Source organism: Magnetospirillum sp. UT-4 (assembly GCF_902729435.1).
GTDB lineage: Bacteria > Pseudomonadota > Alphaproteobacteria > Rhodospirillales > Magnetospirillaceae > Magnetospirillum.
In genome coordinates, this window is the sequence record NZ_CACVCG010000090.1 from 142031 (window position 1) to 156355 (window position 14325).

Consider the following 14325-nt stretch of genomic DNA (forward strand, 5'->3'; position numbering starts at 1 on the left):
TCCGTGATGCCGATCCAGCCGAGCTACGGCTGCGCGGGTCTTGGGCTTGCCAAGAGCCGAGGTTTATAGCGCGGCGGGTTGGATGGCAAAGGGGGAAACGCACGGGGCCGCGGCGGCAGAGTTCAAGAGCCGAAAGCAGCCCGGGCGGAGGCGCGGTGCCGCGTGCCATGCCTGTTTGGCAAGAAATGCTGGAATAATTGGTGGGCGTTCAACACGATCTTTGAGTTACCTGTAAGTCTGAGTTGTCTTGTGCATCGTTGATCGGACGGCACGCCGGCACGACATCCTGGGTCTAGAGTGCGATTCAGCTATCAGGTTGGTCAGCTATCAGGTTGGATCGCCTCGCGATTCAACCTGATAGCATCCGGCTTGTCTTATGAATTTCCGTGCCGACAGGCGAAAAAGGAACCGCTGGTCGCGCCTGCCCTTCGGACCGATTACCGGCCCTTCGCCTCCGGCTTGGTGTCTTCGGTTTCGACCTCGCTCTTGCGCACGGTCTCCTTGATGACCTCCTCGTGCTCGCTGGCGCTGCGGGTGATCTCGACCCGGCCGGTTTCGCGCGTCACCTTCTTCACGTCGGGAACCTCGCGGGTCTCGGTGAAATCCCGGGTTTGCTGCTTGAAGGCGGCGTTGGCCTCCTTTGCGCTCAGTGCGCGGTCGGACTGGTGCTTCTGGACATCGATCTTCTCTTCGCGCAACGTGACCCGTGCCTCCACGGGTTCTTCGCGGACCGTGGTGGAGACGCGCTTGCCGCCCTCGAGGACCTTGCGCTTGCCAACCGTCAGGGTTTCCTCGACCTGGCGGATGACTTCGGTGTCCTTCGAGACCTGTTTCGGACGGTCTTGCTTCGCCTTGTCGTCCGCCTGGAATTGGCGGGAAAGCTCGTCCACATCGAGCGCGCCGTTCGCGTTGAAGAGGTCCCTGACCTCGTCGACATGCTCGTCGTCGGTGTGGGCGCTCACCATGGCCTTGCCGTGGCGCACCGCCTCGGCATAGAGCCGCACGTTTTCCTGGCTCATGCCAAATCCGCCGAGATGGCCTTCCAGGTCCTCTTCGTCCTGGGCGATCAATTCAAGCTCGTCTTCGTTGATGCCCTTGCGCGCGAGCTGGCTGATCACCTGCCGGGCCTTCTCGGGATTGTCGTAAAGTCCGATGACATTGGTCATTGGCGTCCTTTCGGGTTGGGTTTCATTTCGGTGCGTTCCACCGAGACGCGGTTGTGCCGCAGGTCGATATCGGCCGCGAAGGTTTCCGAGCGCGTCCGGCGCGTGACCCGGACCTCCTCGATCAAGCGGAAGCGCCTCTCCACCACGGCCACCTCCTCGACCACGGAAAAAATGGTGGTGTCGCCCTCCTGGCGGGGGGCCAACGCGCCGTCGACCCAGCGCCCCACCGGCACTCGCTCCACCAAGACGTCCTGGATCTCCAGCGGCGTTTCCACGTGCTGCCGGGCGTGTTCCGTGGTTGTCGATACGCGCAGGGTTGCGGTGGGGACGGTTCTGGTGGAGAGGTGGACGGTTTCCTCGACCACCGGCTGCGAGGCCAGGATCTGCTTGTCTTCGGCCATGGTGAGCAATCTCGGTGGTATGCAGTTGTTAAGGCCAACGCCGGGCGCCGCCACGGGGGGCGGCACCCGGAATCGCTTCAGTGGCTGGCCTGGCCGCCCTCGCTTTTCACCTTCATGAACATGACCGCGGTTTCGCGCAGGTGTTCCGCCAGCCAGTTGGCCATGGCGCGTTCCTCGCTCAACGATTGTTGCAGCACCCGGATGGCGTCGACCTTGCCGGCGGCCTCGCCCAGCACCAGCAGGGATTCGTAGGTGGCGATCTCCAGGTTGGCCATGGCGTAGTTGGCGGCCGAGTTCTTCAGGATTTCGTCTTCGGCCGGCGCGTTCATCATGGCCGACAGGTTGCCGCCCAGGCTGCCGGCCATGTCCTTCATGGTCGAGGGCGATTCGCCCATGTCGTCCAGGATGGTCTCGATCCGCTGCAACTGGGCGTCCTTGTCCTTGAGGTGGAGGCTGAGGCGGTTCTTGACCGCCGGGTAGTTCTCCAGCCGATCGACCTGGCGTTCCAGCATCTCGCGGCAGTTCTTGTCCATGGCGTGGGCGTTGCGCAGGCCGTCGGCGAACAGCGGCAGGGCCTGGTCGGCGGCGATGGGAATCTGCGGGCTGTCCATGTGCAGGGGGGCGTCGGCCATGGCGATCTCCTTTCCGGTCAGTTCGAACAGCAATTCGCCCCGGCGCGCCGCCAGTCGACAGCCCAGGTCATAGAGGTCGAGGCCGGCGGCGCGCACCTCGGGGAACATCTTCTCCTCCTCGTCGGCGACGTGGTCCTCGATCACTTCCCGCAGTTCGGCCACAGAATCGTCGTCGCCGCCGCCGGACTTGACCAGCGCCTCGATATGGTCGATCAGCTGGCGGGCCTCGTCGTGCTCCGCCATGGAATGGTCGACGATGCCGTCGTCGCCGGTGGCCTGGCGGGCGGCGGGGTAGAAGATCTCCTCCTCGACCGTCATGTGGGCGCGCAGCGCCGTGCACAGGCGCCGCGCCACCTCGGCCTTTTCAACCGGGTCGGAGCAGTGCTGGTACCAGTCGAAGAAGGCGACGGCCTCGCGGTGGTCCTGGATCAGCAGCGAAACCGCCTCCGGCGCCACCTTCTTGCCGGCGGCGAGCATGGCGGCGAGCGAGATGGGCTCGCCCATGCCGCGATCTGCGATCAGGGGCATGGCGGCGTTCATGACGGGCCTCCCGCCGGGGGCTGCTGCAGGGTGGGGGAGGCACCGTGGGGGAAGCCGCCCGGCTCGTTGAACAGGCAGCGGGCGTATTCCGTCGATGCTCCCTTGCGCGCATCCGGCCGGCGCAGGCCGGGGACCGGGTGCTCGCCCTCGGTCTCCAGGCGGTACTCGTCGCCCTTGGCGGAAGCCGTCTCGGCGATGACCTGCTCGGTCGGGCAGCCGCCCTCGTTGACCCGGGCCTGATAGGCGTAATAGGCGTCGTCGACCGGCAGTTCCGCGATGTTGATGAATTGCGAGCCCTTGGCCGTCAGATCGACCTGGTCGGCCAGGATCTGGCGCACCCAGGCCTTGTTCTCCTGGAAGGTCATCACCCGGTCGATGGACTTGGGCAGGATCGCCTCGGGGTCGCGCTTCTCGATCTGGCGCATCATCTCGCAGGCGATGCGCAGATGCTCGATCTCCATGTTGAGGTGCAGCTCGTAGAGGGCGCGGACCTTGGGGTCGGGCTCGGTCTCCATGAAGGAGTAGTACAGCCAGCACTCGTTGTATTCGTGGAACAGCAGATTTTCGAGCCAGGTGCAGGTGGGGTCGAGGATGGATTCGTACTGGGTGACGTGCTGCTCCTCGATCAGGCCGATCTCCAGATAGGTGGCGCGGGCCAGCGGCTCGGTGAAGCGGTTGCCGATGGTCATGTAGAAGTTCATGGTCTGCTGTTCGGCGGCGGTGACGGTCATGGCGTTCAGCACCGATTGCGGATCGGCGGCCAGGCTGGTCATGGGGCGGCGGATCTCGTCGGCGGGGTCACGGTGCTCGAAGATGGTGGGGCGGCCCGGCATGATCTCGGTCAGGCCGTCCACCAGCCACTGGGCGTCCTTGCCCTGCAGCAGGCTGTAGAGGTTGGCGTAGCGGTAGAGGTGGTCGAAATCCTCGAGCAGGCCGAATTCGTACACCTGGCGCAGATAGGGGTCGGGCTCGTGCTGCGCCGCCCAGGCGGTGAGATCGACCGCCACCTGCTCGTAGCCGATGGTGACCTCCAGGGTGCTCTCGTCGCCCGGGATCAGCCAGTTGATCGCCTTCTGCTGCTGCGCCTCGACGCGGCGCACCGTCGCCAGGGCTTTCTTCACCTCGGGGTCGAGGGTGTTGCGGTTCATCTGGTGCGAGAACATCACCGCCTCGACCTCGATGCCGTTCATCACGATGCCGCGGCAGCGGCTGTAGGGGTGAACGTCCTGTTTGCGGTAGGGGGTGGTGTTCAGCTCGGACCAGTTGCGGATCTGGCGGTCGAGCGGAATGCCGCGTTCCTGCAAGGGATTGAATGCCATGGGGCGGGGCTCCGGATTGGAATGATGCCAAACCAACCCGGAGGGGCGCGGCGAGGTTCCGCACCCGGGCCGGGCATGGTGAATAGCCATGACGAGGGATTGCCCCAGAACCGCGGGCGCCGCGCCCTGTTTGCCGAGGACGGGAGGGCCCGCATGACCGCCGAAATGCTCGCAACCTTCGCCCTGCTGGCGGGGGTGATGGGGTTCCTGATCTGGGACCGGTTCCGCTACGACATCGTCGCCGGTACGGCGCTGGTGGTCGGCGTGGCCATCGGCGTGGTGCCGGTCAAGGAGGCGTTCACCGGGTTTTCCGACGACATCGTCATCCTGGTCGCCTCGGCCCTGGTCGTCAGCGCCGGCATCGAACGGTCCGGATTGGTGGACCTGCTGCTGGGACGCATTTCCGGCCGCCTGGACTCGGTGACCCGGCAGGTGGTGGTGCTCGGCAGCGCGGTCGCCATCCTGTCGGCGGTGATGAAGAACGTCGGGGCGCTGGCCATCTTCCTGCCGGTCGCCATCCAGCTCGCCCGTCGCCACGGCACCCCGCCGTCGCGGCTGCTGATGCCGCTGGCCTTCGCCTCGCTGCTGGGCGGCATCTGCACCCTGATCGGCACCAGCCCCAACATCATCGTTTCGCGCATGCGTGAAGAGATGCTGGGAACCCCCTTCGGGATGTTCTCGTTCACGCCGCTGGGGCTGGCGCTGACGGTGCTGGGAGTGGCCTTCCTGTCGGTGGGCTGGCGCCTGCTGCCCCGGGGCAGGGGCGGTGGCGCGGGCCAGCCGTTCATGGTCGACGACTATACCTCCGAGATGCTGCTGCCGACGGCGTCCCCCTTCGTCAACAAGACCGTCGAGGCGCTCGAGGAGGCGGGCGAGGGCGACGTCACCATCTGCGCGGTGATCCGCGACGGCGGCCGGCGCTATATCCCGGCCGGCCATTGGTGGCTGTTCGGCGGCGACGTGCTGGTGCTGCGCTGCGACGCAACCGCCCTCAAGCGCCTGGTGATGCGGGCCAAGCTCGAGGTTCCGGGCGCCACCGAGATTCCCCAGGCGGCCAGCGGCAACGAGGTGGCGGTGGCCGAAGCGGTGGTGACCGAGGGGTCGGCGCTGATCAACGCCACCGCCCGCGATCTTCGCCTGCGCGATCATTTCGGGCTCAATCTGGTGGCGCTGTCGCGGCGCGGCCGACCGGTGCGCCAGCGCATCCGCGACACCCGTATGCGCCGTGGCGACCTGTTGGTATTCCAGGGCCATGCCGAGGACATGCCGACGCTGCTGGGCGTTCTCGGCTGCCTGCCGCTGGCCGAGCGGCGCATCGATCTCGACCGCCCGGCCCATGCCTGGCGCGCGGTGGCGATCCTGGGCGTGGCCATCGCCCTGTCGACCAGCGGCGTCATTCCGGTGGCGGCCGCCTTCTTCGCGGCGGCGGTGGCCATGGTGGCCACCGGAGCGCTGAAGCTCACCGACGCCTACGACCGTGTCGAATGGCCGATCCTGGTACTGATCGGCTGCCTGATCCCCATCGGCGAGGCGCTGCAGCGGACCGGCGGCTCCGGCCTGATCGCCGCCGCCCTGGCGGATTCGGTCCAAGGGCTGCCGCCCCTGGGGGCGGTGGCGGCGATTCTGCTGGCGGCCATGGCGGTCACCCCTTTTCTCAACAACACCGCCACCGTGCTGGTGCTGGCCCCCATCGCCGCTTCGCTGGCCCGCCAGGTCGAGGCCAATCCCGATCCCTTCCTGATGGCGGTGGCGGTGGGGGCGGCGTGCGACTTCCTGACCCCGGTCGGGCACCAGTGCAACACCTTGGTGATGGGGCCGGGCGGTTACCGCTTCTCCGATTACTGGCATCTCGGCCTGCCGCTGTCGGTGATGGTGGCGGTGCTGGCACCGCCGCTCATCGTCCTGCTGTGGCCGCCGTGACGGAGGTTGCGCCGGTGCCCCGGCTTTGGCCATAATCGGCGCCGGCGGATGGGCGCCGGTTTAGGAATTTGCCATGACCAAGACCGAAGAGGGACTGGCCCGCTTCGCGTTGTTCGCCGGTCTCACGCCCGAAGACCTTGCCGCAATCGAGGCCCGCTGCACCTGGCATCGCTTCGAGGTCGGCGATCAGGTGTTCGATCGCGACAGCGACACCCTGGAAGTCTATTTCGTCGTCACCGGCGCCGTCCGCATCCTGACGCAGCGGGCGGATTGCGATATCGCGCTGGCCGATGTGGTGGCCGGCAATTATTTCGGCGAACTGGCCGCCATCGACGGCCTCCGGCGTTCGGCGCGGGTGGTGGTGACGCAGGCGGCGCGGCTCGCCTCGTTGCCTGGTCCCGCCTTCCTCGAGGTGATGCACGCCCATCCCGAGGTGGCGGTCAGGGTGCTCGAACGCCTGACCCGCATCGTCCGCGCCCTCGACCACCGGGTGGCCGAACTGGCCACCACCAGCGAGACCCAGCGCATCTGCGGCGAGCTGGTGCGCCTGGCCGAACCCGAGCAGGGCAAGCCCGACGCCTGGATCATCGCCGACCTGCCCAATCACAAGGAGCTTGCCGCCTGGGTCGGCACCACGCGCGAGACGGTGGCCCAGGCCATCGGCGAGCTGGCCCGCGACGGCGTGGTGCGCCGGCGCGGCATCGGCCTGGTGATCAGCGACTGGCCGCGCCTGCAGCTGATGGCGCGGGCATAAGCGGTTTTCCGGCTACAGCGGCCGCCGTCCCCCCCGGGGGCGGCGGCCTTTTTGATTCCGCGCAAAATTCGATGCAATTTTATGAAAGATACGCATAAAGAAAATCCAAACAACCAACAAAAAAAATCTGAAATAAAACATGCAACGCGTAAATAAAAATGCCACGCAGGCCACATTTTTTATTGATGCAAGTTCTGTGAAGAGGTATACCTGTTCTCGTGGATGGGGAGGGGATGCGAAGGCCGAAGGGCCGGCCCCGATCCCGGAAATGAACGAACAGCCCCAGGCGGGGCATCCGAGCAACAGGAGCTGACCATGACCTCGATCCGCACGCTGATCCGTGTTTTCGCCCGCAACGAACAGGGCGCCACCGCCATCGAATACGGCCTGATCGCCGCCTTCATCTCGCTGGCCCTGGTCGCCGGCGCCCAGGTGGCCGGTCCCGCGCTGAACCAGATGTTCACCGGCATCGGCACCGACCTCACCACCGCGCAGAGCGCCAACTGACACAATCCCGCCGGCCGGGTCGCCGCGTGACAAAGCGCTTCCCGGTCCGGCCGGGAGGCGCTTTCGCTTTTTGGGAAAGGGCATGGGCATGGCGGGGATGGCGGAAATCATCGGGCTCGCGGTGTTGGGGGCGGCTCTGGTGGATGCGGTGGTGTCGGATCTCCGGTGCCGCCGCATCCCCGACCGCGATCCGCTGCTGGCCGCGGCCGCCTTCGCCGGGCTCGCCGCCCTCGGCGCGCTGCCGCTGACCCATCTCGCCGCCGCCGCCGTGGTGCTGGCCGGCGGCTTCGTGCTGTTCGCCAAGGGCCTGTGGGGCGGCGGCGACGCCAAGCTGGCCGCCGCCCTGGGGCTGTTCGTCGGCTTCGCCGGCATGCCCCGCTTCCTGGTGGTGATGGCGCTGGCCGGCGGCATCCTGGCCGTGGTGGTGCTGGTGCTGCGCCGGCTTCCCGGCGGCGCGGCGCGCAGCGCGGAATTGCCCTACGGCGTCGCCATCGCCGCCGCCGGGGCGGACTGGATTGCCCGGGCGGGCATGTCGGGGCTGGCCGGCTGAGACGCCGGCATCGGGTGGGCGCCAGGCCATCGGCCGCGCCCGGGGGAGGGATGAGGGATGAAACCCGTCGTAATCGTTCTGATGGCCGTTGCCGTCGCCGCCGCGTCCGCGACCGCCTTCCTGGCCCAGCGCTGGGTTTCGACCCAGGCGGCGCGGCCGGTGGCGACCCAGGCGGCGCCCGTTGCCGAGGTGCTGGTGGTGGCCCGCGAGGTGGCGGCCGGCACCGCTTTGGCCGAGGCCGATCTGCGCTACGAGCCGTGGCCGGCCAATGCGGCCCAGCGCTTCGTCGCCCGCAAGCCGGGCGAGGACCCGCGGGCGCAGATGGTCGGCCTGGTCACCCGCCGCGCCCTGGCCGAGGGCGAGCCCTTCACCCAGGCCGCCGCCGCCAAGCCCGATGCCGGGCTGCTGGCCGGCCTGCTCGCCCCCGGCATGCGCGCGGTCTCGGTGGCCATCAGCAATGCCAGCGCGGTGTCGGGCTTCGTCGCCCCGGGCGACCGCGTCGATGTGGTGATGGCCGCCGATTTCCAGCGCGCCGACCAGGACTCGGTGGGCAAGGGCGGCCCCATCGTCCGCTTCGCCGCCGAGACGGTGCTGCGCGACGTCAAGGTGCTGGCCATCGACCAGCAGATCGCCCGCGGCAAGGACGGCGCCGCCATCCAGGGCAAGACCGCCACCATCGAGGTGTCGCCCAAGCAGGCGGAAGCCATGATCGCCGCCGGCATGATGGGGCAATTGTCCCTGGTGCTGCGGCCGCAGGCGCGGGAGGAGGAGGCGCCGGAAACCACCGCCATGGCCTCGTTCACTGCCGACATCGAGGCGTCGAAGGCCATGCGCGCCCTGAACGGCGAGCCCCGGACCAGCAACGGCGGCGGCGGCGTGCGCATCAACCGCGCCGGCACCGTCTCGACCGGGAGCTACTGAGATGATCCGCATCCGCTCCGCCCTTGCCGCCCTCGGCCTGTTCCTGGCCCAGCCCGGCTTCGCCGCCGAGCCGCCGCCGGCGGTCCCGGCCCCGCGTATCGCCGTCGCCGCCCAGCCGCTGGCGACGCCCGCCCGCGCCCCGTCGGACATCGCCCGTCTGGCCCTCAACAAGACCACCGAGATCCTGCTGCCGGCGCCGGTAAGGGACATCGTGGTCGGCAATCCCGATGTGGTCGATGCCCTGGTGCGCAGCCCGACCCAGGTGCTGCTGGCGGCGCGCGGGGTGGGGCAGACCGACGTCACCTTCTTCGACGCCACCGGCACGGTGATGCGCCGCATCGCCGTCGATGTCCATGTGGATGCCGAGGCCCTGAAAGCGGTGCTGGCCCAGGTGCTGCCGGACGAGACCCGCATCCGCGTCTCCGGGGTCGGCGACAGCATCTACCTCGCCGGCACGGTGAAGAGCGACGTCGCCGTCGTCAACGCCCGCTCGCTGGCGCGGCGCTTCGTCAAGGACGATGCCAACGTGGTCAACCTGCTGCGGGTCTCGGCCGAGCAGCAGGTGATGCTGCAGGTCAAGGTCGCCGAGATGCAGAAGACGGTGCTGAAGGAGCTGGGCGTCGGCCTGTCCGGTCCCATCGCCCGCATGGGCGACCAGGTCGCCAATATCGCCACCGCGTCAACCATCGGATTGACGCAGAGCGCCTCGCAGCTGTTCGGAACGGTCTCGGTCACCGGCATCAGTTCGCTGGTCGCCAGCCTGAGCGCGCTGGAGCGCCAGGGCCTCATCCGCACCCTGGTCGAGCCCAATCTGACCGCCGTGTCGGGCGAGACCGCCAATCTGCTGGCGGGCGGCGAGTTCCCCATTCCCGTGGCCGAGGACCTGGGCAAGATTTCAATAGAATTCAAGCAGTTCGGAGTTCTTCTTAACTTCACCCCGGTGGTTCTCGATCCCGGCCGCATCTCGCTCAAGATGCAGTCCGAGGTCAGCGCCATCGACAGCTCGCTGACGGTGACCCTGTCCAGCACCCAGATCCCCGGCCTGTCGGTGCGCCGCGCCTCGTCGACGGTGGAGATGCCATCGGGCGGCTCGATCATGATCGCCGGGCTGCTGCAGAACGACATCACCTCGACCCTGTCGGGCATGCCCGGGCTGATGGACGTGCCGGTGCTGGGCGCGCTGTTCAAGTCCACCTCGTTCCAGCGTAAGGAAACCGAGCTGGTGGTGATCGTCTCCGCCTATGTGGTGCAGCCGCTGGAGAAGCCCGGCCTGGCCCTGCCCACCGACGGCTTCGCGCCATCCTCGGACCTCGATCGCATCCTGCTCAACCGGCTGCAGGAGACCTACCTGTCGGGCCGCGCCGGCGCCGCCGTTGCGCCCGAGCTGCAGGGTCCGGTCGGCTACATCGTGCAATAGGAGCCCCCCATGCGCTCGTTCGCCATCCTTGCCGCCGTTGCCCTGCTCGCCGCCTGCGAAGCCGCGCCCCTGGCCGATTACGACCCGCACCAGCGCTTCCGCCCGACGGTGGAGAAGCGCCAGGCGGTGGCCGCGCTGAGCCCGTGGCGCGACGGCGCGCCGCTGTCGCCCGCCGACCGTGCGGTGATCGCCGATCTGGTGCGCGAGCACCTGCGCCGCGGCGCCGGGCCGGTGGCGGTGGCGGCGGCGGGGCCGTCGGACGAGGCGGCGCGCACCTTCGCCGGGGTGGTGACGGAGGCGCTGGACGAGGCCGGGGCGGATGCCGTCGCCGTCACATTCGCCACCGCCCCGGCCGTCGCCGCCGAGATCCGGGTGCCCATCTGGGTGGCGGTGGTGCCGGAATGCGGCGCCTGGCCCGAGGCGGTCAATCCCGACCGGCGCAACCAGAACACCGCCAATTTCGGCTGCGCCATCGCCCGCAACATCGGCCTGATGGTCTCCGACCCGGCCGATCTGGAGCGGGCGCGCGGCGCCACCGGGCGCTCCGGCGTGCGCTCGGCCGACGTGCTGACCAAGTACGGCGAGGGCAAGGCCACCGCCTCCAAGGCCGAGGAGGCCAAGCCCAGCGCCACCCTGTCCACCGTCGGCAGCAAATAGGGGAGGGGGCGATGATCTGCCGCGCCACCATCGACGCCTTCACCCTCACGCCGGCCTTCGCCGAGGCGGTGGCCCGGCTGGCCGCCGACAGCGCTTTCGCCATGGCCCGCATCCAGAGCTTCCCCGGCGGTCTGGCGGCGGCGGTGGCGGAGTACGGCGGGCGGTCCTCGCCCCAGGTGGTGATCGTCGAGGAGGACGACGACGATGCCGCGCTGTGCCGCCGCCTCGACCAGCTGGCCGAATTGTGCGAGCCCGGCACAAGGGTCATCGTGGTGGGGCAGCTCAACGACATCCGCCTCTACCGCACCCTGATGGCCAAGGGCGTCAGCGAATACCTGGTCGCCCCGGTCGCCGCCGCCCCGCTGGCCGAGGCGGTGGCTGCGCTGTTCGCCGACCCGGCCGCCGCCCCGCGCGGCAAGGTGATGGCGTTCTGGGGCGTGCGCGGCGGCGCCGGGGCCTCGACCCTGGCCCAGAACACCGCCCATGCCCTGGGCGGGGTGCTGGGCGAAGCCGCCCTCTACGTCGATCTCGACCTCGCCTTCGGCACCTCGCTGCTGGCCTTCAACATCGACCCGCGCCAGACCGTGGCCGACGCCCTGGCGGCGCCCGAGCGCATGGACCCGGTGCTGCTGGAACGCCTGATGGTGCCTTACGGCGAGCAACTGCGGGTGCTGGCGGCGGGCGCCGATCCGCGCCAGGCCGCCGCCGCCACCCTGGACGGCGTCGATCGCCTGCTGGAGCTGTGTTCGCGCATGGCGCCGGTGGTGGTGGTCGATCTGCCGCGGCTGTGGTGCGACTGGACCGGCCATGTCCTGGCCGGCGCCGACGAGGTGGTGGCGGTGGCGCAGGCCGACCTCGCCAGCCTGCGGGAGGCCAAGACCCTGCTGGACGGTCTGTCCGGCCGCCGTTCCGGGGCGGCGCCGAAGGTGGTCCTCAACAAGCTCGATTGCTACCGCAAGACCCAGCTGTCGCCCAAGGATTTCACCGAGACCCTGGGGGCCGAACCGGCCCTGGCGCTTCCCTTCGAGCCCCAGCTGTTCGGCGAGGCCGCCAATAACGGCCAGATGCTGGCCGAGGCGGCACGGGGGCACAAGGTGGTGGAGCAGGTGCGGGGCTTCGCCGAGCGGCTGTCGGGCCGTACCGTCCGCGAGACCGCGCCGCGCGGCAATCCGCTGCTGCGCCTGCTGGCGAGGTGAATGCCATGTTCGGACGCCGCGCCGCCTCCGCTCCCGTTCCTGCCCCGGCCGCCCAGCCGGCGGCGGTTCAGGCGGCCGCGCCGGCATCCGATCAGCGTCTGCCCGACCAGCGTCTCTCCGACATCAAGATCGCCATCTTCAACGACCTCATCAATTCGGTCGATCCCACCGAGCTGGGGCGCCTCGACGGCCATGCGGTGCGCGAGGAGATCTCGGACATCGTCGCCGAGATCATCTCCATGCGGAACCTCACGCTGTCGGCGGCCGAGCAGCAGGTGGTCATCGCCGACATCTGCAACGACGTGCTCGGCCTGGGGCCGCTGGAGCCGTTGATCGCCCGCGACGACATCGCCGACATCATGGTGAACGGGGCCGGCAAGGTCTACATCGAGACCAACGGGCGCATCGAGCTCACCGACATCCGCTTCCGCGACAACGCCCAGCTGATGAACATCTGCCAGCGCATCGTCTCGGCGGTGGGGCGCCGCGTGGACGAGGCCAGCCCCATCTGCGACGCCCGCCTCGCCGACGGCAGCCGCGTCAACGTCATCGTGCCGCCGCTGGCCCTGGACGGACCCACGCTCACCATCCGCAAGTTCAAGCGCGACAAGCTGACCCTGGACAAGCTGATCGGCTTCGGCACCATCTCGCCGGCCGGGGCCAAGCTGCTGGAGGTGGCGGCGGCCAGCCGCTGCAACATCCTGGTGTCGGGCGGCACCGGCTCGGGCAAGACCACCCTGCTGAACTGCCTGACCCTCTACATCGACGCCGGCGAGCGCATCGTCACCTGCGAGGACGCCGCCGAGCTGCAGTTGCAGCAGCCCCACGTGGTGCGCCTCGAGACCCGCCCGCCCAACCTGGAGGGAGTGGGGCAGGTGACCATGCGCGATCTGGTGCGCAACTGCCTGCGCATGCGCCCCGAGCGGATCATCGTCGGCGAGGTGCGCGGCCCCGAGGCCTTCGACCTGCTGCAGGCCATGAACACCGGCCATGACGGCTCCATGGGCACCATCCACGCCAACACCCCGCGCGACGCTCTGTCCCGCGTCGAGAACATGATCGCCATGGGCGGCTACAACCTGCCGGCCAAGGCGGTGCGCGAGCAGATCAGCTCGGCGGTGAACATCATCGTCCAGGCCTCGCGCCTGAGGGACGGCAGCCGCAAGATCACCCACGTCACCGAGGTGGTGGGGATGGAGGGCGACGTCATCACCCTGCAGGACCTGTTCGTCTACGACATCGAGGGCGAGGATGCCCAGGGACGCATCACCGGGCGCCACCGCGCCACCGGCATCCGCCCGGCGTTCTGGGACCGCGCCCGCTATTTCGGCCGTGAACGCGAGCTGGCGGAGGCCTTGAGCGACCATGTCTGACCTGCCCGTCCTGATCTTCGCCGTGGTGCTGACCCTGCTGTCGGCGCTGGGACTGTTCGCCTGGTGGCTGGCCGATGCGGTCAAGGGGCCGCGTGCCACCCTGCGCCGCCGCATCGCCCGCATCGGCGGCGTCAGGCCGGAGGCGCTGGACCCGTCGCGCGGGCCGTCGGTCAAGCGGCGCACGCTGCAGGCCCGCATCGATGCCGAGGGCAAGGGCGCCACCTGGGCCTTCCGGCTGCGCGAGCAGATGATGCAGGCCGGCATCCGCGCCGGCCTCTGGCACTATCTCGCCGTCAATGCCGCCCTGGCGGCGCTGGGGGCACTGTTCGCCTGGGCCGGGCACCTGCCGCCGCTGGCCATCCCGCTGGCGGCGCTGATCGTCGGCCTGGGGCTGCCCAAATTCGCCCTGTCGGTGCTGGCGGCCCGCCGCATCGGCCGCTTCACCGGCCAGTTCGCCGAAGCCCTGGACGTCATCGTCCGCGGCCTGCGCTCGGGCCTGCCCCTGGGCGAGTGCATCGCCATCATCGGCCGCGACATGCCGGCGCCGCTGGGCACCGAGTTCCGCCTGATGGCGGAAGGCCAGAAGCTGGGCCTGTCGCTGCAGGAGGCGCTGGAGCGCGCCGTCGAGCGCACCCCCACCGCCGATTTCAAGTATTTCGCCATCGTGCTGGCCATCCAGCAGCAGACCGGCGGCAACCTGGCCGAGACCCTGGCCAAGCTGGCCGAGGTGCTGCGGGCGCGGAAGCGCATGCGCGACAAGATCAAGGCCTATTCGTCGGAAGCCACCGCCTCGGCCGCCATCATCGGCTCGCTGCCGCTGGTGGTGGCCGGCATGCTGTTCCTGGTCGGGCGCGACTACGTGATGCTGCTGTTCACCACCGATACCGGCCAGTTCCTGGTCGCCATCGGGGTGGTGCTGATGCTGGCCGGGGCGCTGGTCATGCGCAGGATGATCAATTTCGACATGTGAGG

The 14325-nt window shown here is 69.0% G+C and carries 14 protein-coding genes; 10 read left to right on the forward strand and 4 right to left on the reverse strand.

Features of this window, described 5'->3' with window-relative positions:
* Positions 1 to 437: 437 nt before the first annotated feature.
* The 4 genes from MTBUT4_RS13100 to MTBUT4_RS13115 all read right to left on the reverse strand — a co-directional run bounded on the left by MTBUT4_RS13100 (position 438) and on the right by MTBUT4_RS13115 (position 4058).
* Positions 438 to 1166, reverse strand: coding sequence for a YsnF/AvaK domain-containing protein (locus MTBUT4_RS13100; RefSeq protein ID WP_173980131.1), 729 nt, complete (start codon positions 1164 to 1166; stop codon positions 438 to 440).
* On the reverse strand, positions 1163 to 1567 hold the full coding sequence (locus MTBUT4_RS13105; protein ID WP_173980132.1) for a DUF2382 domain-containing protein: 405 nt from the start codon (positions 1565 to 1567) through the stop codon (positions 1163 to 1165). The genes MTBUT4_RS13100 and MTBUT4_RS13105 overlap by 4 nt, the downstream gene beginning before the upstream one ends.
* A gap of 77 nt (positions 1568 to 1644) precedes the next feature.
* Entirely contained in the window at positions 1645 to 2739 is a 1095-nt protein-coding gene (locus MTBUT4_RS13110; RefSeq protein WP_173980133.1) for a DUF892 family protein, read from the reverse strand.
* Positions 2736 to 4058, reverse strand: a complete 1323-nt coding sequence (locus MTBUT4_RS13115; RefSeq protein ID WP_217424170.1) for a hypothetical protein — start codon at positions 4056 to 4058, stop codon at positions 2736 to 2738. The genes MTBUT4_RS13110 and MTBUT4_RS13115 overlap by 4 nt, the downstream gene beginning before the upstream one ends.
* Positions 4059 to 4211: 153 nt before the next feature.
* Between MTBUT4_RS13115 and MTBUT4_RS13120 the strand changes: the two genes are divergently transcribed.
* From MTBUT4_RS13120 to MTBUT4_RS13165, 10 genes are all read left to right on the forward strand, one after another.
* On the forward strand, positions 4212 to 5978 hold the full coding sequence (locus tag MTBUT4_RS13120; RefSeq protein WP_173980134.1) for an SLC13 family permease: 1767 nt from the start codon (positions 4212 to 4214) through the stop codon (positions 5976 to 5978).
* Positions 5979 to 6051: 73 nt separating this feature from the next.
* Entirely contained in the window at positions 6052 to 6732 is a 681-nt protein-coding gene (locus MTBUT4_RS13125) for a Crp/Fnr family transcriptional regulator (protein WP_173980135.1), read from the forward strand.
* Between the two features lie 315 nt (positions 6733 to 7047).
* Positions 7048 to 7239, forward strand: a complete 192-nt coding sequence (locus MTBUT4_RS13130) for a Flp family type IVb pilin (protein WP_173980136.1) — start codon at positions 7048 to 7050, stop codon at positions 7237 to 7239.
* Between the two features lie 82 nt (positions 7240 to 7321).
* Positions 7322 to 7789 carry a prepilin peptidase gene (locus MTBUT4_RS13135; RefSeq protein ID WP_254434856.1) on the forward strand — a complete coding sequence of 156 codons (468 nt, stop codon included), beginning with the start codon at positions 7322 to 7324 and terminating at the stop codon, positions 7787 to 7789.
* A 57-nt stretch (positions 7790 to 7846) separates the two neighbouring features.
* On the forward strand, positions 7847 to 8710 hold the full coding sequence (gene cpaB, locus MTBUT4_RS13140) for a Flp pilus assembly protein CpaB (RefSeq protein ID WP_173980137.1): 864 nt from the start codon (positions 7847 to 7849) through the stop codon (positions 8708 to 8710).
* 1 nt (position 8711) lies between these two features.
* Entirely contained in the window at positions 8712 to 10127 is a 1416-nt protein-coding gene (locus tag MTBUT4_RS13145; RefSeq protein ID WP_173980138.1) for a type II and III secretion system protein family protein, read from the forward strand.
* A gap of 9 nt (positions 10128 to 10136) precedes the next feature.
* Positions 10137 to 10784: a CpaD family pilus assembly lipoprotein gene (locus tag MTBUT4_RS13150; RefSeq protein WP_173980139.1), complete on the forward strand. Its 648-nt coding sequence runs from the start codon at positions 10137 to 10139 to the stop codon at positions 10782 to 10784.
* Between the two features lie 11 nt (positions 10785 to 10795).
* Positions 10796 to 11980 carry a cellulose synthase operon protein YhjQ/BcsQ gene (locus MTBUT4_RS13155; protein ID WP_173980140.1) on the forward strand — a complete coding sequence of 395 codons (1185 nt, stop codon included), beginning with the start codon at positions 10796 to 10798 and terminating at the stop codon, positions 11978 to 11980.
* A gap of 5 nt (positions 11981 to 11985) precedes the next feature.
* Complete coding sequence (locus tag MTBUT4_RS13160) at positions 11986 to 13353, forward strand: CpaF family protein (protein WP_173980141.1); 1368 nt, start codon at positions 11986 to 11988, stop codon at positions 13351 to 13353.
* Positions 13346 to 14323: a type II secretion system F family protein gene (locus MTBUT4_RS13165; RefSeq protein WP_173980142.1), complete on the forward strand. Its 978-nt coding sequence runs from the start codon at positions 13346 to 13348 to the stop codon at positions 14321 to 14323. Before MTBUT4_RS13160 ends, MTBUT4_RS13165 begins: the two co-directional genes overlap by 8 nt.
* The last annotated feature ends 2 nt before the right edge of the window (positions 14324 to 14325 follow it).

What these genes read in the sequence shown, in the direction of transcription:
- MTBUT4_RS13100 (WP_173980131.1), bottom strand. Translation starts at nt 1,166, where the DNA reads ATGACCAATGTCATCGGACTTTACGACAATCCCGAGAAGGCCCGGCAG.
- MTBUT4_RS13105 (WP_173980132.1), bottom strand. Translation starts at nt 1,567, where the DNA reads ATGGCCGAAGACAAGCAGATCCTGGCCTCGCAGCCGGTGGTCGAGGAA.
- MTBUT4_RS13110 (WP_173980133.1), bottom strand. Translation starts at nt 2,739, where the DNA reads ATGAACGCCGCCATGCCCCTGATCGCAGATCGCGGCATGGGCGAGCCC.
- MTBUT4_RS13115 (WP_217424170.1), bottom strand. Translation starts at nt 4,058, where the DNA reads ATGGCATTCAATCCCTTGCAGGAACGCGGCATTCCGCTCGACCGCCAG.
- MTBUT4_RS13120 (WP_173980134.1), top strand. Translation starts at nt 4,212, where the DNA reads ATGACCGCCGAAATGCTCGCAACCTTCGCCCTGCTGGCGGGGGTGATG.
- MTBUT4_RS13125 (WP_173980135.1), top strand. Translation starts at nt 6,052, where the DNA reads ATGACCAAGACCGAAGAGGGACTGGCCCGCTTCGCGTTGTTCGCCGGT.
- MTBUT4_RS13130 (WP_173980136.1), top strand. Translation starts at nt 7,048, where the DNA reads ATGACCTCGATCCGCACGCTGATCCGTGTTTTCGCCCGCAACGAACAG.
- MTBUT4_RS13135 (WP_254434856.1), top strand. Translation starts at nt 7,322, where the DNA reads ATGGGCATGGCGGGGATGGCGGAAATCATCGGGCTCGCGGTGTTGGGG.
- cpaB (WP_173980137.1), top strand. Translation starts at nt 7,847, where the DNA reads ATGAAACCCGTCGTAATCGTTCTGATGGCCGTTGCCGTCGCCGCCGCG.
- MTBUT4_RS13145 (WP_173980138.1), top strand. Translation starts at nt 8,712, where the DNA reads ATGATCCGCATCCGCTCCGCCCTTGCCGCCCTCGGCCTGTTCCTGGCC.
- MTBUT4_RS13150 (WP_173980139.1), top strand. Translation starts at nt 10,137, where the DNA reads ATGCGCTCGTTCGCCATCCTTGCCGCCGTTGCCCTGCTCGCCGCCTGC.
- MTBUT4_RS13155 (WP_173980140.1), top strand. Translation starts at nt 10,796, where the DNA reads ATGATCTGCCGCGCCACCATCGACGCCTTCACCCTCACGCCGGCCTTC.
- MTBUT4_RS13160 (WP_173980141.1), top strand. Translation starts at nt 11,986, where the DNA reads ATGTTCGGACGCCGCGCCGCCTCCGCTCCCGTTCCTGCCCCGGCCGCC.
- MTBUT4_RS13165 (WP_173980142.1), top strand. Translation starts at nt 13,346, where the DNA reads ATGTCTGACCTGCCCGTCCTGATCTTCGCCGTGGTGCTGACCCTGCTG.